The organism is Helicobacter pylori (assembly GCF_003636935.1).
GTDB lineage: Bacteria > Campylobacterota > Campylobacteria > Campylobacterales > Helicobacteraceae > Helicobacter > Helicobacter pylori_CH.
The window spans coordinates 1-19,538 of sequence record NZ_MVVH01000014.1 but is presented as its reverse complement, the minus strand read 5'-3'; the positions used below and the strand labels follow the sequence as shown (position 1 = coordinate 19,538).

At 38.8% G+C, this 19,538-nt stretch carries 22 protein-coding genes; all 22 read left to right on the top strand.

Annotated elements, in window-relative coordinates; genetic code table 11:
• Nucleotides 1-62: 62 nt before the first annotated feature.
• Nucleotides 63-497: a FoF1 ATP synthase subunit B' gene (locus tag EAL87_RS07165; protein ID WP_120914019.1), complete on the top strand. Its 435-nt coding sequence runs from the start codon at nt 63-65 to the stop codon at nt 495-497.
• Between the two features lie 3 nt (nt 498-500).
• Nucleotides 501-1,016: a F0F1 ATP synthase subunit B gene (locus EAL87_RS07160; RefSeq protein WP_120914017.1), complete on the top strand. Its 516-nt coding sequence runs from the start codon at nt 501-503 to the stop codon at nt 1,014-1,016.
• Nucleotides 1,017-1,559, top strand: coding sequence for a F0F1 ATP synthase subunit delta (locus EAL87_RS07155; RefSeq protein ID WP_120914015.1), 543 nt, complete (start codon nt 1,017-1,019; stop codon nt 1,557-1,559).
• Between the two features lie 22 nt (nt 1,560-1,581).
• Entirely contained in the window at nt 1,582-3,093 is a 1,512-nt protein-coding gene (atpA, locus tag EAL87_RS07150) for a F0F1 ATP synthase subunit alpha (protein ID WP_120914013.1), read from the top strand.
• 14 nt (nt 3,094-3,107) lie between these two features.
• Nucleotides 3,108-4,013 (top strand): ATP synthase F1 subunit gamma, encoded by a 906-nt coding sequence (gene atpG / locus EAL87_RS07145; RefSeq protein WP_000002221.1) that lies wholly within the window; start codon nt 3,108-3,110, stop codon nt 4,011-4,013.
• A 32-nt stretch (nt 4,014-4,045) separates the two neighbouring features.
• Nucleotides 4,046-5,446, top strand: a complete 1,401-nt coding sequence (gene atpD, locus EAL87_RS07140) for a F0F1 ATP synthase subunit beta (RefSeq protein ID WP_001888911.1) — start codon at nt 4,046-4,048, stop codon at nt 5,444-5,446.
• A gap of 10 nt (nt 5,447-5,456) precedes the next feature.
• Nucleotides 5,457-5,828, top strand: coding sequence for an ATP synthase F1 subunit epsilon (atpC, locus tag EAL87_RS07135; RefSeq protein ID WP_001196331.1), 372 nt, complete (start codon nt 5,457-5,459; stop codon nt 5,826-5,828).
• Nucleotides 5,829-5,838: 10 nt separating this feature from the next.
• Nucleotides 5,839-6,417 carry a MotA/TolQ/ExbB proton channel family protein gene (locus EAL87_RS07130; RefSeq protein ID WP_120914011.1) on the top strand — a complete coding sequence of 193 codons (579 nt, stop codon included), beginning with the start codon at nt 5,839-5,841 and terminating at the stop codon, nt 6,415-6,417.
• Between the two features lie 39 nt (nt 6,418-6,456).
• Nucleotides 6,457-6,858: an ExbD/TolR family protein gene (locus EAL87_RS07125; protein WP_120914009.1), complete on the top strand. Its 402-nt coding sequence runs from the start codon at nt 6,457-6,459 to the stop codon at nt 6,856-6,858.
• 15 nt (nt 6,859-6,873) lie between these two features.
• Nucleotides 6,874-7,686 carry an energy transducer TonB gene (locus tag EAL87_RS07120; protein ID WP_120914007.1) on the top strand — a complete coding sequence of 271 codons (813 nt, stop codon included), beginning with the start codon at nt 6,874-6,876 and terminating at the stop codon, nt 7,684-7,686.
• On the top strand, nt 7,683-8,936 hold the full coding sequence (gene tolB / locus EAL87_RS07115) for a Tol-Pal system protein TolB (RefSeq protein ID WP_120914005.1): 1,254 nt from the start codon (nt 7,683-7,685) through the stop codon (nt 8,934-8,936). Before EAL87_RS07120 ends, tolB begins: the two co-directional genes overlap by 4 nt.
• A gap of 65 nt (nt 8,937-9,001) precedes the next feature.
• Nucleotides 9,002-9,550 (top strand): outer membrane protein Omp18, encoded by a 549-nt coding sequence (locus EAL87_RS07110; protein ID WP_120914003.1) that lies wholly within the window; start codon nt 9,002-9,004, stop codon nt 9,548-9,550.
• 7 nt (nt 9,551-9,557) lie between these two features.
• Nucleotides 9,558-10,604 carry a hypothetical protein gene (locus tag EAL87_RS07105; protein WP_120914000.1) on the top strand — a complete coding sequence of 349 codons (1,047 nt, stop codon included), beginning with the start codon at nt 9,558-9,560 and terminating at the stop codon, nt 10,602-10,604.
• The gene (locus EAL87_RS07100; protein ID WP_120913998.1) at nt 10,591-11,148 is read left to right on the top strand and encodes an FKBP-type peptidyl-prolyl cis-trans isomerase; all 558 of its coding nucleotides are present in this window, start codon (nt 10,591-10,593) and stop codon (nt 11,146-11,148) included. Before EAL87_RS07105 ends, EAL87_RS07100 begins: the two co-directional genes overlap by 14 nt.
• Nucleotides 11,149-11,190: 42 nt before the next feature.
• Complete coding sequence (locus EAL87_RS07095; RefSeq protein ID WP_001088955.1) at nt 11,191-11,397, top strand: hypothetical protein; 207 nt, start codon at nt 11,191-11,193, stop codon at nt 11,395-11,397.
• 63 nt (nt 11,398-11,460) lie between these two features.
• Nucleotides 11,461-11,664 carry a flagellar biosynthesis anti-sigma factor FlgM gene (locus EAL87_RS07090; RefSeq protein ID WP_162972693.1) on the top strand — a complete coding sequence of 68 codons (204 nt, stop codon included), beginning with the start codon at nt 11,461-11,463 and terminating at the stop codon, nt 11,662-11,664.
• Nucleotides 11,665-11,811: 147 nt separating this feature from the next.
• Entirely contained in the window at nt 11,812-12,777 is a 966-nt protein-coding gene (locus tag EAL87_RS07085; protein ID WP_162972691.1) for a DNA cytosine methyltransferase, read from the top strand.
• Between the two features lie 150 nt (nt 12,778-12,927).
• Nucleotides 12,928-13,362 carry a hypothetical protein gene (locus tag EAL87_RS07080; protein WP_120913994.1) on the top strand — a complete coding sequence of 145 codons (435 nt, stop codon included), beginning with the start codon at nt 12,928-12,930 and terminating at the stop codon, nt 13,360-13,362.
• A gap of 1 nt (nt 13,363) precedes the next feature.
• Nucleotides 13,364-15,184 carry a flagellar hook-associated protein FlgK gene (flgK, locus tag EAL87_RS07075; RefSeq protein WP_120913992.1) on the top strand — a complete coding sequence of 607 codons (1,821 nt, stop codon included), beginning with the start codon at nt 13,364-13,366 and terminating at the stop codon, nt 15,182-15,184.
• Nucleotides 15,185-15,382: 198 nt separating this feature from the next.
• Nucleotides 15,383-17,086, top strand: a complete 1,704-nt coding sequence (ggt, locus tag EAL87_RS07070) for a gamma-glutamyltransferase (RefSeq protein WP_120913990.1) — start codon at nt 15,383-15,385, stop codon at nt 17,084-17,086.
• Between the two features lie 274 nt (nt 17,087-17,360).
• Nucleotides 17,361-18,131 carry an HP1117 family Sel1-like repeat protein gene (locus EAL87_RS07060; protein ID WP_120913988.1) on the top strand — a complete coding sequence of 257 codons (771 nt, stop codon included), beginning with the start codon at nt 17,361-17,363 and terminating at the stop codon, nt 18,129-18,131.
• Nucleotides 18,132-18,502: 371 nt separating this feature from the next.
• Nucleotides 18,503-19,538: DUF3519 domain-containing protein (locus tag EAL87_RS07055; protein WP_120914033.1), on the top strand; the 1,036-nt coding region annotated here is incomplete at its 3' end.

Below are 19,538 nucleotides of genomic sequence, written 5' to 3'. Positions count from 1 at the left end.
TTTTTATAACAAATGCGAGTTTCAAATATTTTATTTTTAGGATTTTAGGAAAGAAATAGGTCATGAATATATCGGTTAACCCCTATTTAATGGCGGTCGTTTTTGTGGTGTTTGTGTTGTTGTTGTGGGCGATGAATGTTTGGGTGTATAGGCCTTTGTTGGCTTTTATGGATAACAGACAGGCAGAGATAAGGGATAGCTTGGCTAAAATCAAAACGGATAACACCCAAAGCGTGGAGATTGGCCATCAAATTGAGACTCTTCTTAAAGAGGCTGCTGAAAAGCGTAGGGAAATACTAGCAGAGGCGATTCAAAAAGCCACAGAGTCCTATGATGCGGTGATCAAACAAAAAGAGAACGAACTCAATCAAGAATTTGGCGCATTCGCTAAGCAATTGCAAAATGAAAAACAAGTTTTAAAAGAGCAGTTGCAAGCGCAAATGCCGGTATTTGAAGACGAGTTGAATAAGCGTGTGGCTATGGGTTTAGGGAGTTGATGGATGTTTTTAGTTAAAACGGTGTTAGGGTTTTTGATCTTTTTAAGTCCTTTGTGCGCTACTGGATTGGATATTTCACAAACAGATATTATAGAGCGTTCTTTAAATTTTCTCTTATTTGCGGGGATTTTGTGGTATTTTCTGGCTAAAAAACTGCGTTCGTTTTTACGCTCCAAAAGCCTTGAAATTTCTAAACGATTAGAAGAGATTCAAGCCCAACTCAAAGCGAGTAAAGAGAATAAGAAAAAACTCTTAAAAGAATTGGAGCAAGCCAAAGAAAAAGCTGAATTGATCATTTCTGATGCGAATAAAGAAGCTTACACGATCACGCAAAAATACGAATTGCAAACCAAAATGGATGTGGAAAATTTGATCAAAAATTCTAAGGCGTTGATGGATCTAGAAGTTAAAAAGATCAAAAGAGAGCTGGTTGAAAGCGTTTTTAAAGATCTAAGAGAGAGCAAAAAAGTGTCTTTCAATGCACAAGATTGCGTGAATATTTTGAAACAAAGGCTTTAAATGCAAGATTTAAAAGTGATCTCTAAGCATTATGTCAAAGCGTTAAAAAACCACACTAAAAATGATTTAGCGTTATTAGAAGAAATGGTTGTGGGGCTTAAACATTTAGCAGAAGCGATAAAATTGCACAAACTCAACCAAGCGTTAGCTCATGTTTCTTTAAAAGTTAAAAAAGAGGTTGTATTTGAAATCTTAGAAAAAATAACTTCCACAAAAGCATGTTCAGTTTTAAAGCCTGTAATGGAGATAGCGTTAAAAAACAATAGGCTTGAGATATTGGAGTTGGTCGCTGAAGAGCTGTCTTTTGATTCTAAAAGGACTTTAGAAGCCACGCTTTTAGTCCCAGAAAAGCTTGAAAATAAGGATCTAGAAGAAGTGCAACAAAAATTGCAAGCGCGTTTTAACGCCTCTGTAGAAATCGCTCAAGACACTTGGCCTAAAAAAGGGGTTTCTTTGAGCGTTTCAAGCTTGGATTTAGAAATAGGCTTTTCTAAAGAAGAGATTTTAAAGAAAATAGAAAAACAGGTTATTCAATCTATTTAATCAATCTAAGGAGATAAAGATAATGTCCCAACTAAAATTGGAAGAAATCAGCTCGGTTATTGAAGAAAAGATCAAGAATTTTGAACTTGATTGTGACATGGCTGAAGTCGGCAAGGTCGTTTCATACGCTGATGGTGTGGCTAAGGTTTATGGCTTAAATGGTGTGATGTCGTATGAAGTGCTGGAGTTTGAAACAGGAGATAAAGGCGTTGCAGCTAACTTAGAAGAAGATAGCGTTGGCGTGATTGTGTTTGGTTTTGGCAACAATATTAAAGAGGGGACTAGCGTTAAACGCACCAAGAGTTTGATGAAAGTCCCTGTTGGCGATGCGGTTGTGGGGCGTGTATTGAACGCTTTAGGTGAACCTATTGATGGCAAGGGCGAGATAGAAACGAATGAGTTTAGTCTCATCGAGCAAAAAGCCCCAGGCATTATGGACAGAAAATCGGTACATGAACCTTTACAAACCGGAATTAAAGCCATTGATGCGTTGGTACCTATTGGGCGCGGGCAAAGGGAATTGATTATTGGGGATAAACAAACCGGTAAAACCACCGTAGCGATCGATGCGATCATTAACCAAAAAGGGCAAAATGTGATCTGTATCTATGTGGCTATTGGGCAAAAAGAATCTACTGTCGCGCAAGTGGTCCGCAAATTGGAAGAATATGGGGCGATGGAATACAGCGTCGTGATCAACGCTTCGGCTTCAGATTCAGCTGCGATGCAATATTTAGCCCCTTATTCAGGTGTGGCTATGGGGGAATACTTTAGAGATCATGCCCGCCATGCCTTAATCGTTTATGATGATTTGAGTAAGCATGCTGTCGCTTACAGAGAGATTTCTTTGATTTTGAGAAGACCCCCAGGCAGGGAGGCTTTTCCTGGAGATGTGTTTTATATCCACTCACGGCTTTTAGAAAGAGCGGCTAAACTTTGCGATGAAAAGGGTGCCGGCTCTTTGACCGCACTCCCTATTGTGGAAACTCAAGCAGGCGATGTTTCAGCTTATATCCCTACGAATATCATTTCTATTACAGACGGGCAAATTTTCTTAGAAACGGATTTGTTTTATTCAGGGATCCGCCCAGCTATCAATGTGGGCTTGTCGGTTTCAAGGGTTGGAGGGGCCGCTCAAATCAAAGCGACCAAGCAGGTTTCAGGGACTTTGCGCCTGGATTTAGCGCAATACAGAGAGTTGCAAGCCTTCACGCAATTCGCTTCTGATTTAGATGAAGCGAGTAAAAAACAATTAGAAAGGGGGCAACGCATGGTGGAAGTGCTGAAACAAGCCCCTTATTCGCCCTTGCCTATTGAAAAGCAAGTGGTCATTATTTATGCTGGGGCTAAGGGCTTTTTAGACAGCGTGAGCGTGAAAAAAGTCGTGGATTTTGAAGAGCAACTGTACCCTTTCTTGGAAGCGAAATACCCCCAAGTTTTAGAAGAAATCCACACTAAAAAAGCGCTAGATAAGGATTTGGAAGCCATGCTAAGAAAAGTCTTAGAGGAATTTAAGCTCACTTATAGCGAGTAGGAGACGGCTAGAATATGGCGAATTTAAGAGACATTAGAAAGAAAATTGGAAGCGTTAAAAACACGCAAAAAATCACGCATGCGATGAAACTCGTTTCCACTTCCAAGCTAAGAAAAGCTGAAGAAGTTGCAAGAAATTCTAGAGCGTATGCAATGAAACTAGACGCCGTGTTTGATGATGTGCTATCCAAGATGAAAAATCAAGGGATTGAAGACATTCAAAGCAAGTATTTTAGGGAACTAGAAAGACTTGAAATCAAAAAAGTGGATATTATTTTTATCACAGCCGATAAGGGGCTTTGTGGGGGCTTTAACACCAATACCATTAAAAAAGTTTTAGCATGCACGAATGAATACAAAGAAAAAGACATTAAAGTGCGTTTGCGCGGTATTGGTAAAAAGGGTAATGAGTATTTTAGCTTTAACGGGATAGAGGTTTTAGACAAGATCAATAATTTGAGTTCTATGCCTAATTATGAACGCGCGCAGGAATTCATGAAAAAAGTGGTAGAGGATTATTTGAGTGGGAAAACCGATAAGGTGATCATCATTCATAATGGCTTTAAAAACATGATCAGCCAAGAAATAAGAGTCAAAACAATCCTTCCTATTGGGTATAAAATCATCCACCAAAACCCCCAGCCTAGTGAGACGCAAGAGACCATTACTAGTGAGCCAAGCGGGAGTGAAGATGAAATTTTAGACTCTTTAGCAGAAAAATATGTGGAGTATAGTTTATACTACGCTTTGATTGATTCTTTAGCCGCAGAGCATAGCGCTAGAATGCAGGCTATGGATACAGCGACGAATAACGCTAAAGACTTGGTTAAAACTTTAACCATTTCTTATAATAAAGCCAGACAAGAGGCGATTACGACCGAGCTAGTAGAAATCAATGCGGGCGTAGAAGCCCTAAAATAAAAATTACATTAAAATAAGGAGCGATGAAAGCGATGGAAGGTAAAATCATTCAGGTTTTAGGCCCTGTGGTAGATGTGGAATTTGAATCCTATCTACCGGCGATTTTTGAAGCGTTAGACATTAATTTTGAAGTCAATGGTGTTCAAAAATCTTTAGTTTTAGAGGTGGCAGCCCATTTGGGCGGTAATCGGGTGCGAGCGATTGCTATGGATATGACAGAAGGCTTAGTGCGTAACCAAGTGGTGAAGGCTCGCGGCAAAATGATTGAAGTGCCTGTAGGCGAAGAAGTGTTAGGGCGTATTTTTAATGTTGTGGGCGAGAGCATTGACAATTTAGAACCTCTTAAGCCGTCCTTAACTTGGCCCATTCACAGAAAAGCCCCTAGTTTTGAGCAGCAAAGCACTAAAACAGAAATGTTTGAAACCGGTATCAAAGTCATTGACTTGCTCGCGCCTTATTCTAAGGGCGGTAAAGTAGGCTTGTTTGGCGGGGCTGGCGTAGGGAAAACGGTGATCATTATGGAGCTTATCCACAATGTGGCTTATAAGCATAACGGGTATTCGGTGTTTGCAGGTGTGGGGGAACGCACCAGAGAAGGGAACGATCTGTATTTTGAGATGAAAGAAGGGGGCGTTTTAGACAAAGTCGCGCTGTGCTATGGGCAAATGAATGAGCCACCAGGCGCAAGGAATCGCATCGCATTCACCGGCTTGACAATGGCGGAGTATTTTCGTGATGAAAAGGGCTTAGATGTATTGATGTTTATTGACAATATCTTTAGATACGCTCAAAGCGGTGCGGAAATGAGCGCGCTATTAGGCCGTATCCCTTCAGCGGTGGGGTATCAGCCCACGCTAGCTGGGGAAATGGGGAAACTTCAAGAGCGTATCGCTTCCACTAAAAATGGTTCTATCACTTCCGTTCAAGCGGTGTATGTGCCGGCCGATGACTTGACTGACCCAGCCCCTGCTTCGGTGTTTGCACATTTGGATGCGACTACGGTATTGAACAGAAAGATCGCTGAAAAAGGGATTTATCCTGCAGTTGATCCTTTGGATTCCACTTCAAGGATTTTAAGCCCTCAAATGATTGGCGAGAAGCACTATGAAATCGCTACCGGTATCCAGCAAGTTTTGCAAAAATACAAGGATTTGCAAGATATTATTGCAATTTTGGGCTTAGACGAATTGAGCGAAGAGGATAAAAAAACGGTTGAAAGGGCTAGAAAAATTGAGAAATTTTTATCCCAGCCGTTTTTTGTGGCTGAAGTGTTTACAGGAAGTCCGGGTAAATATGTAACTCTTCAAGAGACTTTAGAGGGCTTTGGAGGGATTTTAGAAGGTAAATACGATCATATTCCCGAGAACGCGTTTTACATGGTGGGCAGCATTCAAGAGGTTTTAGAAAAAGCTAAAAACATGAAAAATTCCTAAGGGTTTTGTGATGGCTTTGTTGAAAATTAGTGTGGTAGTTCCTGAGGGGGAAGTTTATACAGGAGAGGTTAAAAGCGTTGTGTTGCCAGGAGTTGAAGGGGAATTTGGGGTGCTTTATGGGCATAGCAACATGATCACCTTGCTTCAGGCGGGAGTGGTTGAGATTGAAACCGAAAACCAAAAAGAGCACATTGCGATCAATTGGGGTTATGCAGAAGTCACTAATGAACGGGTGGATATTTTAGCCGATGGGGCGGTCTTTATTAAAAAAGAATCAGACGACAGAGATGATGCTATCTCTAGGGCTAAAAAGCTTTTAGAGGACGCAAGCTCTGACAGGTTAGCAGTTTCTAGCGTGCTGGCTAAGATTGAGTCTCTTTAAGGGGATAATCATGTTCGATTCAATCATTTATTTTTTTAATAAGAGTGGGTTTATTACGACGCTTGTTTTAGTTTGGATTTCACTCTATTTAGTGATGACTTTATGGGTCTTTTTGTATAAGAGCATTGTGTTAAAAATTTATCTCAGGCGTGAGATGCAATCTTTGTCTAACATTCTTAATGGGACACAAGACGCTCCAGAGCATTTTATGTTTAATAAAAAAAGAAATGATGAGGCTAAAAGGTATTCTAAGGAATTGTTGCAAGCTTGGAAACATCAAGTTCTTAAGCAAAGCACGACCGGTTTAGTGGTATTGAGCATTATCTCTTCTACAGCCCCCTTTATTGGCTTGTTTGGAACGGTGGTTGAGATTTTAGAAGCGTTTAACAATTTGGGCGCGTTAGGTCAAGCGTCTTTTGGGGTGATCGCACCCATTATTTCTAAGGCTCTCATCGCTACTGCTGCAGGGATTTTAGCGGCCATTCCAGCTTATTCTTTTTACTTGATTTTAAAACGCAAGGTGTATGACTTGTCCGTTTATGTGCAGATGCAAGTGGATATTTTGTCTTCTAAAGAAGGAAGCTCTTAAGAGGGATTTTATAAATATCTTAAATAGGGAGAGGTTTTTATGAATTACGATAACTATTGGGATGAAGACAAACCAGAACTCAATATCACGCCTTTAGTGGATGTGATGCTTGTTTTATTGGCTATTCTTATGGTAACTACGCCCACTCTCACTTATAAAGAAGAGATTATTTTGCCTTCTGGTTCAAAAACTGCTAGAGCCACTCAAGATAAAATGATTGAGATTCGCATGGATAAAGACGCAAAAATCTATATAGACAGTCAAACCTATGAATACAACTCTTTCCCGGATACTTTTAACTTGCTTTCTAAAAAATACGATAAAGACACTAAGGTGAGTATCCGTGCGGACAAACGATTGACCTATGATAAAGTGATTTATTTGTTAAAAACGATTAAAGAAGCGGGGTTTTTAAAAGTTTCTTTGATCACAAACCCTTGAGTAGGGCTAGTTTGCATGAGTAAGAATGCACTCTTAGTCCTTTCTGGTTTTTTAGCGTTCTTGCTCTATGCTTTATTATTGTATGCTTTATTGCTAGAAAGGCATAATGAAGAAGCGGAGAAAATTCTTTTGGATTTGGGTAAAAAGGACGAACAAGTCATTGATTTGAATTTAGAAGATTTGCCAAGCGATGAAAAAAAAGATGAAAAAGTAGAAGAAAAAAAAGATGAAAAAATCGCTGAAAAAAATGCAACTGATAAGAAAGGCGATTTTATTGATCCTAAAGAACAAGAAGAAAGCCTTGAAAATATTTTTTCTTCACTCAATGATTTTCAAGAAAAGACAGACACAAACGCTCAAAAAGAAGAGCAAAAAAATGAGCAAGAAGAAGAGCAAAGGCGTTTAAAAGAACAGCAACGCTTAAGAAAAAACCAAAAAAATCAAGAAATGTTGAAAGGTTTGCAACAAAATTTAGATCAATTCGCACAAAAACTAGAAAGCGTTAAAAACAAAACTTTAGATTTGCAAATCCCCAAACAAGATGGGGTTGATGACAAGGCTTATCAAGAATGGTATGCTCAAATCTATCAAATTTTATATAAGGGTTGGAAAGGGGTTTTTTACCACAAAGCTTCAGTGAGCGCGTTGATTATGATCACTAAAGATGGGGAGTTTGATTATACCATTCTTAGCTACTCCGATTTTAAGGATTATAACAACAGCGTGATAACCCTTTTAAATGATTTAAAGAAAGTGGATTTTCCTCCATACCCAGGAGGAAACATGGTTTCTATTAAAGTTAATTTCACCACTAAGGAAGAACAATGAGGTATTTATGGCTTTTTTTAATATGCGCTATAGGGCTTTTTGCGACAGATAAAACACTAGATATTATTAAAACCATTCAAAAACTTCCTAAGATTGAAGTGCGCTACTCTATAGATAACGATACCAATTACGCTTTAAAATTGCATGAAGTCTTAGCGAATGATTTAAGGACTAGCCAGCATTTTGATGTTTCTCAAAACAAGGATCAAGGCGCTATCAATTACGCAGAACTTAAAGATAAAAAATTCCAACTTGTAGCGTTGGTGAGCGTGGCGGTAGAAAATGGCAATAAAATTTCACGATTAAAACTTTATGATGTCAATACAAGCGCTCTTGTTAAAACTTTTGACTACCCCATTTTAAGCGTCGATCTATACCCTTTTGCAGCACACAACATGGCCATTGTGGTGAATGATTATTTAAAAGCCCCTTCTATCGCTTGGATGAAGCGCCTTATTGTTTTTTCTAAGTATATTGGACCAGGAATCACAAATATCGCATTAGCCGATTACACGATGCGCTATCAAAAAGAAATCATCAAAAACAACCGACTCAATATTTTCCCTAAATGGGCGAACGCTGAGCAAACGGAGTTTTATTACACGCAATATGGCGAAAGAACGCCCATGATTTTAAAATACAACATTCAAAAAGCCACTCATGAGAATATCGCTAGCTCTCAAGGAATGGCTGTGGTTTCTAGCGTGAGTTCTGATGGCTCTAAAATTTTAATGTCTTTATCCCCTGATGGCCAACCGGATGTGTATCTGTATGATACGCATAAAAAAACTAAAACCAAAATAACGCGCTATCCTGGGATAGATGTTTCAGGAGTGTTTTTAGAAGATGACAAGTCTATGGCTTTTGTTTCGGATAGATCCGGTTATCCTAACATCTATATGAAAAAATTGGGGCTAAAAGAGAGCGCAGAGCAACTCCTTTATGAAGGGAGAAGCAATGAATCCATTGACGCTTATAAAGATAGTATTGTGTATGTGAGCAGGGAAAATCTTAATGAATTTGGCAAAACGGTGTTCAATTTGAATTTGATCACTCTAAACAGCAAATATATCCGCAGGCTTACCGTGAATGGCTCTAACCAGATGCCTCGTTTTTCTATGGATGGGAGAAATATCATGTATATCAAAAAAACACCCCAAGAATACGCTATGGGGCTTATTTTGCTAGACTATAATCAGAGTTTTTTATTCCCTTTAAAGAATGTGAAAATACAAGCCTTTGATTGGTAAGGTTAAATTAAGCGAATATGAGTTAACATTGACATTTATTAAAATTTTATTCTTGGAGAATGATGATGAAAAGATCTTCTATATTTAGTTTCTTGGTAGCTTTTTTATTTATAGCTGGTTGCAAACACAACATGGATAAAGAAACTGTGGCTGGCGATGTGAGCGCTAAAACGGTTCAGACTGCACCCGTTACTACAGAACCCGCTCCAGAGAAAGAAGAGCCTAAAGAAGAGCCAGCTCCAGTGGTTGAAGAGAAGCCAGCTAAGCCAGCTATTGAAAGCGGGACTATTATCGCCTCCATTTATTTTGATTTTGACAAGTATGAAATCAAAGACTCGGATCAAGAAACTTTAGATGAGATCGTGCAAAAAGCTAAAGAAAACCACATGCAAGTGCTTTTGGAAGGCAATACCGATGAATTTGGTTCTAGCGAATACAACCAAGCGCTTGGCGTTAAAAGGACTTTGAGCGTGAAAAACGCTTTAGTCATTAAGGGGGTAGAAAAAGACATGATTAAAACCATCAGTTTTGGTGAAGCCAAACCCAAATGCACCCAAAAAACTAAGGAATGTTACAAAGAAAACAGGAGAGTGGATGTCAAATTAGTGAAGTAACTTGGGAATGAAGAGGCTTTTTATCCCTTTTATCGCTCCCTTTTTTCTCAATGGGGAGCCTTCAGCGTTTGATTTGCAAAGCGGAGCGACCAAAAAAGAACTCAAGCAGTTGCAAGTCAATAGTAAAAACTTTTCTAATATTTTGACCAAAATCCATTCGCAAGTAGAGGCTAACACTCAAGCTCAAGAGGGCTTGAGAAGCGTCTATGAAGGGCAGGCTAATAAGATTAAAGATCTCAATAACGCTATCCTTTCCCAAGAAGAATCCTTGCGATCCCTAAAAGCCTTGCAAGAAGTGCAGGCTAACACGCTTAAGCAACAATCGCAAACTTTGGAGGATTTAAGGAATGAGATTCACGCTAACCAGCAAGCTATCCAGCAGCTAGACAAACAAAACAAAGAGATGAGTGAGTTATTGACCAAGTTAAGCCAGGATTTGGTTTCACAAATCGCTTTAATCCAAAAAGCGCTCAAAGAGCAAGAAAAACAAGAAAAAGCTGAAAAACAATATAAGAGCACTCCAACCAACGAAAAATCCAAGCAGTCTTTAGGAGCAGACGCGCTAGAACAAGATAAAGAAAACCAACCAAAACACCAACAGTTGCCTAAAGAAGAAAAAAATCAAGAAAAAGAAAAAACACCAAAAGTTAAGTTTCATAAAGATCTATCCAAACAAAAGGAGATTTTTGAAGAAGCTCTGTCTTTTTTTAGAAATAAATCCTATGCAGAAGCCAAAGAGCGTTTGCTGTGGTTAGAAGCCAATAGTTACAGACTTTATTATGTGCGTTATGCGCTTGGAGAAGTGGCTTATGGAGAAAAAAAGTATAGAGAAGCGATCAAGTATTACAAAGAGAGCGCTCTTTTAAACAAAAAAGCGTCTTACATGCCTGTTCTTTTGTGGCATACGGCATGGGCGTTTAAAAAAATCAAGGACGATCAAAACTATTATAAATTTTTAAACACTTTGCAACACTTGTATCCTTCAAGCGAACAAGCTAAAATGGCAAAAAAAATCTTAGAAAACAAGGAGAAACACCAACATGCAAAACCATGATTTAGAACCAATCAAACAAGCCGCTTTGATTGAATATGAAGTGAGAGAGCATGGCTCTAGCGAAGTGCTAGACAGCAATATTTCTAAAGAGCCTTTAGAGTTTATTGTAGGCGCTCATCAAATCATAGCAGGGTTAGAAAAAGCGGTATTGAAGGCCCAAATTGGCGAATGGGAAGAGGCCGTTATCGCCCCAGAAGAAGCTTATGGGGTTTATGAAAGTAGCTATTTGCAAGAAGTCCCTAGAGAGCAATTTGAAGGCATTGAATTAGAAAAAGGCATGAGCGTTTTTGGGCAAACTGAAGATAATCAAACCATTCAAGCCACTATCAAAGACTTTAGCAACACGCATGTGATGGTGGATTATAACCACCCGTTAGCCGGGAAAACTTTAGCGTTTCGTTTCAAGGTTTTGGGGTTTAGGGAAGTGAGCGAAGAAGAAATTTTAGCTTCACACCATGGCGATGGGACAGGTTGCTGTGGCGGTCATGGGGGTCATGGCGGAAAGAAAGGTGGGGGCTGTGGTTGCTCATGTTCGCATGGGTAATAAGATAGGGTAAGATAGGGGAATGTTTAAAAGGAATAGATCATGAATAGTTCTAACCTTAAAAATTGGCTATTCCCCACCATTTGCTTTTTTTTGTTTTGTTATATTTTAATTTTTTTAATGTTTTTTATGTTTAAAAGTTTGCAATCGCAATCTTTTGGTTCTGTGGCAGAAACCGGAAAAAAACCCATCACCACCACGAAGAAATTTGGTAAGGAATTGCAAAAACAGATTTCAAAAATCCATTAACTTTTTTTCTTTTTTGCCGATACTTGCTGTAATGAATTGGATATTAAATTAAAGGATTTTGCAATGATCAATGCCGTTTCTTCTCTTGCTCCGGTGCAATCTTTGGGGAATTACAAGCGTGTGGAAAAAAATGAAAAGGTTGAAAATAGCGAGACCGCTCTTGATAGGGTAGCTGAAATCAAGCATGCTATTGAAAATAACCAGTATAAAATCAACTTGCGTGAAACTTCTCACAAAATGGCACAGGATTTGTTAGGGATAAGCTAGGGGGGTTAAGGGCTTCATTTTTAAGAGAGGTTTTTTATTCTTGCTGTCGTTTTGTTTTCATTGAATTTTAGTTTCTCTGTGTTTTAAAATGAGTTTGTTGCTCTTTTAAATAGGGTGCTTTTTTAGTCGTGTGTTAGGAATGATTGATTGGGGATTTTAACTTTTATGGATTTTTGCTCTGGTATTGGCGGGGGTCGTTTGGGCTTGGAGCAATGCCATTTAAAATGCGTAGGGCATGCAGAAATCAATGATGAAGCCCTTAGAACTTATGAATTATTTTTTAAAGATACCTGTAATTTTGGGGATTTGATGCGGATCAACCCTAATGATTTACCCGATTTTGATGCGCTCATTAGCGGGTTTCCTTGTCAAGCTTTTTCTATCAATGGCAAAAGGAAGGGGCTTGAAGATGAAAGAGGGACGATTATTTATGGGCTTATTCGCATTTTAAAAGTCAAACAGCCCAAATGTTTCTTGCTTGAAAACGTTAAGGGCTTGATCCATCATAAGCAACAAGAAACTTTTAAAACCATTATCAAAGCCCTACAAGAAGTGGGCTATACAACTTATTATCAAATTTTAAACAGCGCTGATTTCCAATTAGCCCAAAAGAGGGAACGCCTTTATATCGTAGGGTTTAGGAAGGATTTGAAACACCCATTTCATTTCCCTTTAGGTTTAGCCAATGATTATTGTTTTAATGATTTTTTAGACGCTAATAATGAATGCTATTTGGATGTGAGTAACGCTACTTTCCAAAGATACTTGCACAACCCATACAACCACAACCGGGTTTTTTTAGAGGATATTCTAACTTTAGAAAACGCCGTTTTAGACACAAGGCAATCTGATTTAAGGTTGTATTTTAATGTTTTTCCTACTTTAAGGACCTCTCGGCATGGTTTGTTTTATATCCAAAAAGGTAAAATTAAGAAATTAAACGCAACTGAAAGCCTGCTTTTGCAAGGATTCCCTAGAGGTTTGATCGCTAGGATTAAAAATAATCCTAACTTTAAAGAAAGTCATTTGCTATCCCAAGCAGGGAATGCGATGAGCGTGAATGTGATTGCTGCAATCGCACAGCAAATGTTAAAGGCGATAGTTGAGCATTAATCTCCAAATGTAAGATAAAAAATTAAAACAAGAAACAAAAGTTTTTCTTAATAAGGTTTTAGCGATCAATATTTGACAAAAAACAAAGCCCTAATAAAATGGCATAGTATTTGCTTGAATATGGCTGAAACAAGAGCTAAAGGATTTGTTATGGTCGTTTTACATTCTCATTTAGAAAATGCGCTCAACCAATTGAAAGGATTGATTGATTTAACGGAGTGCGATATAAGAGACATCAAGCTCGCTAAACACACCGAAATTTTTGAAAGAAACCATCAAAAACAGCTAGCGATTCAAGCTTTTGAAAAAGAAAAAGCGAATATAGATGCGCAAATGTTGTCTTTAAAAAACCAATTCCCCAATAAAAAAATGAGTGGATTGTTAGACGAAAAAACGAGCGATTTTTTAAACCAAATGCGAGAGTCCTTGCTTGTTTTGAAAGAAAAAAACCTGATTTATTCGCGCATGGCGTTTGCGGTTTCTGAGTTTTATTCTTCGCTCATCCAACAAATCATTCCCCATGACACTTGCGACTATAAAGGCTCTAGGCATGTGGGGAGCCATTTTTTAAGAGTGCAGGCGTAAAATGGGCGGAATCTTATCTTCACTCAACACTTCTTACACCGGCTTGCAAGCCCATCAGAGCATGGTGGATGTTACCGGGAATAATATTTCTAACGCCAGCGATGAATTTTATAGCCGCCAACGCGTGATCGCAAAGCCCCAAGCGGCCTATATGTATGGCACTAAAAACGTAAATATGGGCGTGGATGTAGAAGCCATTGAAAGGGTGCATGATGAGTTTGTTTTTGCTCGTTACACGAAGGCTAATTACGAAAACACTTATTACGATACAGAGTTTTCGCATTTAAAAGAAGCGAGCGCGTATTTTCCGGACATTGATGAAGCGAGCCTTTTTACGGATTTGCAAGATTATTTTAACTCATGGAAAGAATTGTCTAAAAACGCCAAAGACTCCGCTCAAAAACAGGCTCTCGCTCAAAAAACAGAAGCTTTAACGCACAACATTAAAGACACTAGAGAGAGGTTAACGACCTTACAGCATAAAGCGAGTGAAGAATTAAAAAGCGTTATCAAAGAAGTGAATAGCTTGGGTTCTCAAATCGCTGAGATCAACAAACGCATTAAAGAAGTGGAAAACAACAAGAGTTTAAAGCATGCCAATGAATTAAGGGATAAGCGAGATGAATTAGAGTTTCATTTGCGAGAGCTTTTAGGGGGGAATGTTTTTAAAAGCAGCATTAAAACTCATTCGCTCACAGATAAAGACTCAGCGGATTTTGATGAGAGCTACAACCTTAATATCGGGCATGGGTTCAATATTATTGATGGCTCTATTTTCCATCCTTTAGTGGTTAAAGAGTCCGAAAATAAAGGGGGTTTGAACCAGGTTTATTTTCAAAGCGATGATTTCAAAGTAACTAATATTACTGACAAGCTCAATCAGGGAAAAGTGGGGGCGTTATTGAATGTGTATAATGACGGCTCTAACGGGACTTCAAAGGGCAAGTTGCAGGATTATATTGATTTGTTGGATTCTTTTGCTAGGGGTTTGATAGAATCCACTAATGCGATTTACGCTCAAAGCGCGAGTCATTATATTGAAGGCGAGCCGGTGGAGTTTAACAGCGATGAAGCCTTTAAAGACACGAACTACAATATCAAAAACGGCTCGTTTGATCTTATCGCTTACAACACCGATGGTAAAGAAATCGCCAGAAAAACCATTGCTATCACGCCCATTACAACCATGAACGATATTATCCAAGCCATTAACGCTAATACTGATGACAATCAAGATAATAACACCGAAAACGATTTTGATGATTATTTCACAGCGAGCTTTAACAATGAGACTAAAAAGTTTGTCATCCAGCCTAAAAACGCTTCGCAAGGGTTGTTTGTTTCTATGAAAGATAACGGCACGAATTTTATGGGAGCGTTAAAACTCAACCCTTTTTTTCAAGGCGATGACGCTTCTAATATCAGCTTGAATAAGGAATACAAAAAAGAGCCGACCACTATCCGCCCATGGCTTGCTCCCATTAACGGGAATTTTGATGTGGCGAACATGATGCAGCAATTGCAATACGACAGCGTGGATTTTTATAACGACAAGTTTGACATTAAACCAATGAAAATCAGCGAGTTTTATCAATTTTTAACCGGTAAAATCAACACGGACGCTGAAAAATCCGGGCGTATTTTGGACACTAAAAAGAGCATGTTAGAGACCATTAAAAAAGAGCAACTCTCTATTTCGCAAGTGAGCGTGGATGAAGAAATGGTGAATTTGATCAAGTTTCAAAGCGGTTATGCCGCTAACGCTAAGGTCATTACCGCTATTGATCGGATGATAGACACTTTATTGGGGATTAAACAATAATTTTTCTACCCATAGCGTTTTTATCAAATAAGCCTTATTTAACTTATTTTTTAAACTCTATCTATTTTAAAACTCATTTTTGAGCCTTTTTATAGCCAGCACTCAAACAATTAATAGCATCATGTAAGCTATAAGCGAGAGGGTGTTTTGTAAAGCTTGTGTTATAATAACGATTATTGTTGATTGAAAGGAAAACAGATGAGACGGAGTTTTTTGAAAACGATTGGCTTGGGTGTGATAGCACTCTCTTTGGGTTTGTTAAGCCCTTTGAGCGCGGCGAGTTACCCCCCCATTAAAAACACTAAAGTAGGCTTAGCCCTTTCTAGCCACCCGCTAGCCACTGAAATCGGGCAAAAGGTTTTAGAAGATGGGGGCAATGCGATTGATGCGGCTGTAGCGATAGGTTTTGCTCTAGCGGTCGTCCATCCTGCAGCAGGCAATATTGGTGGTGGGGGTTTTGCGGTTATCCATTTGGCTAATGGTGAAAATGTTGCCTTAGATTTTAGAGAAAAAGCCCCCTTAAAAGCCACTAAGGACATGTTTTTAGACAAGCAAGGCAATGTAGTCCCTAAACTCAGCGAAGATGGCTATTTGGCGGCTGGGGTTCCTGGAACGGTGGCGGGCATGGAAGCGATGTTGAAAAAATACGGCACCAAAAAACTATCGCAACTCATTGATCCTGCCATTAAATTGGCTGAAAATGGTTATGCGATTTCACAAAGACAAGCAGAAACTCTAAAAGAAGCAAGGGAGCGGTTTTTAAAACACAGTTCTAGCAAAAAGTATTTTTTTAAAAAAGGGCACCTTGATTATCAAGAAGGGGATTTGTTTGTCCAAAAAGATCTAGCCAAAACTTTAACTCAAATCAAAACGCTAGGCGCTAAAGGCTTTTATCAAGGGCAAGTCGCTGAGCTTATTGAGAAAGACATGAAAAAAAATGGAGGGATTATCACTAAAGAAGATTTAGCCAGTTACAATGTGAAATGGCGCAAACCCGTGATGGGGAGTTATCGTGGGTATAAGATCATTTCTATGTCGCCACCAAGTTCGGGAGGTACGCATTTGATCCAGATTTTAAATGTCATGGAGAATGCGGATTTAAGCACCCTTGGGTATGGGGCTTCTAAGAATATCCATATCGCTGCAGAAGCGATGCGTCAGGCTTATGCGGACAGGTCGGTTTATATGGGAGACGCTGATTTTGTTTCAGTACCGGTGGATAAATTGATTAATAAGGCGTATGCCAAAAAGATTTTTGACACTATCCAGCCAGATACGGTTACGCCAAGCTCTCAAATCAAACCAGGAATGGGGCAGTTGCATGAGGGGAGCAATACCACGCATTATTCTGTAGCGGACAGGTGGGGGAATGCAGTCAGCGTTACTTACACCATTAACGCTTCTTATGGAAGCGCTGCTAGTATTGATGGGGCAGGATTTTTATTGAATAATGAAATGGATGATTTTTCCATAAAGCCAGGAAATCCTAATCTCTATGGTTTGGTAGGGGGCGATGCGAATGCGATTGAAGCCAATAAGCGCCCTTTAAGTTCCATGTCGCCTACGATTGTGTTGAAAAACAATAAGGTTTTTTTGGTGGTGGGAAGCCCTGGAGGGTCTAGGATTATCACTACGGTGTTGCAAGTGATTTCCAATGTCATTGATTATAATATGAATATTTCTGAAGCGGTCTCAGCCCCAAGATTTCACATGCAATGGTTGCCTGATGAATTGAGGATTGAAAAATTTGGCATGCCCGCTGATGTGAAAGACAATCTCACTAAAATGGGCTATCAAATCGTTACCAAGCCGGTTATGGGCGATGTGAATGCGATCCAAGTTTTGCCTAAAACTAAAGGGAGCGTTTTCTATGGGGCAACGGATCCAAGGAAAGAGTTTTAATTCTTTGTGGTATGTGGGGTAATATACAAACTTTTAATCCCATTTAGCCCTATTTTTTTGGGAGGGGGAGAGCTTTTTAGCGAGAAAATCTTAAATTTAGTTTTAAAATTCATAAAAATAGTGTAAAATTTCTCATTACAAGAGACGATATTAGATCCAATTATGTGTGCAGAATGGGGTTTGAGAATGTTTGAATTGAACGCATGCAATTTCTTTTTGAGATTGGTAGTTATTGGCATCATGTTTGATTCTTATTAAGAGTAGAGGAGCAGCGATGAAGAACACGAGCAAATTGGCTTTGAAAATTTGTTTGGTAGGTTTGTGTTTGTTTAGCACCCTTAGTGCAGAACACCTTGAGCAAAAAAGGAATTACATTTATAAAGGGGAGGAGGCCTATAATAATAAGGAATATGAGCGAGCGGCTTCTTTTTATAAGAGCGCGATTAAAAATGGTGAGCCGCTTGCTTATGTTCTTTTAGGGATCATGTATGAAAATGGTAGGGGTGTACCTAAAGATTACAAGAAAGCGGCTGAATATTTTCAAAAAGCGGTTGATAACGATATACCTAGAGGGTATAACAATTTAGGCGTGATGTATAAAGAGGGTAGGGGTGTGCCTAAAGATGAAAAAAAAGCCGTGGAGTATTTTAGAATAGCTACAGAGAAGGGCTATACTAACGCTTATATCAACTTAGGCATCATGTATATGGAGGGTAGGGGAGTTCCAAGCAACTATGTGAAAGCGACAGAGTGCTTTAGAAAAGCGATGCATAAGGGTAATGTGGAAGCTTATATCCTTTTAGGGGATATTTATTATAGCGGAAATGATCAATTGGGTATTGAGCCAGACAAAGATAAGGCGATTGTCTATTATAAAATGGCGGCTGATATGAGCTCTTCTAGAGCTTATGAAGGGTTATCAGAGTCTTACCGGTATGGGTTAGGCGTGGAAAAAGATAAACAAAAGGCTGAAGAATACATGCAAAAAGCATGCGATTTTGACATTGATAAGAATTGCAGGAAAAAGAACACTTCAAGCCGATAACCTTGTAGGCTTGCTTCAAGGATTTTTGTTTTATTTTAAGTAGCATGTTTTTGAACAATTGATTTAAAGCGATAGATTAAAGATATTGCATTTTTCATGGCTAGGTAGTCTTATGCCAAAAACTTTAGCCTACCGCTCGCTCTAACTTTTTAGCTTCAGATGTGGTAAAAAGCTTTTAAACTCGTTTAATTTATTCAAAAAAACGCACGCTATCAAACGCTTTTAAGCTTTCAACTTCTTGTTTGCCTTGCCTATAATAAATACTCCCCCTTGTCTAAAACAAACCCCTAAATTTATAAACCCCAAACAGCAACAAAGAATACATTGACATAGCGAGCGGTTTTCATAAGCTTTTTAAAAACGACGCTAAGATCGCCGAGAGTTTAAAGCCCGCTATTACGAAAAATTTAAGCCAAGGTTTAGCGACCACTCTAAGCGGAGCGTTAAAGTATCAGTGGACTAAATTCACTTTAGGGACTTTATACAGAAACGCGCCCGATCGCATTTTAGGGATTAAACTCCCAAAAGCCCTAAACGAAGCCACCGCAGGTGCAGCCTTAAAGTATCACATTAAAAGAGCGTTAGAAAGAAGCCACTCTATAAGCGAGTTTAGCAAGAATTTAGAATTAAGCGCGCAAAAATCACACTTTAGCAACAACACGCTTAAAATCATTGAAGAGCTTAATAACGGCGTCAAACAAGCGAGCGAAGAAATCAAATCAAAAGCCACTAAATACGAAAAAGCCTTACAAGAATTACAAAAGATTGATGAAAGCAAGCTGACTAAAGAACAGCAACAGGTTTTAAAGGTTTTTAAGGGCGAGCTGGATCAAACAGAGATTAAAGGCATAGATTTAAACGACCTCTACATTTTAGAACAAGGATCAAGGAATGCGGGAGCTAGAAAAATACTAAGAAAGCATTACGGAGAAGAAAGCACAGGAGGACTAACGAACGAAGAACTACTTAACATGAGCGAAGTTATTAAAAACGGAAGCGTGTTATTAGAGAGTTTTAAAAGAATTAACGAAGGCTTTAGATACGCTTACGAATGGGAGAATAACGGCGTAAAGCTTAGGTTAGTGGTAGATGATTTAAACAATGGAAATAAGATTTTTGATTTTTATAGCGATAGGAATTTTACAGATTTTAGGGATGCCAGTCTACACTCTGGAAACCATCCCCATGAACCTAATCCTACACCAAAACCAGCAACAAGTCAAGAGGATTTATTAAAAACAAGCGAAAATTTAAACGAAACCACACCAAAACCTACAAATTTAAGCCCCTTAGAACAAGCCAAAGCTGAAAAGTTAGCGAAGTTAGAAAGCGAGAAGTTACAAAGCGAACAAGAATTTTTAAAAGCTAAAGAGCAAGAAAAACAACGCAAAGAAGCGTTAAAAAAGA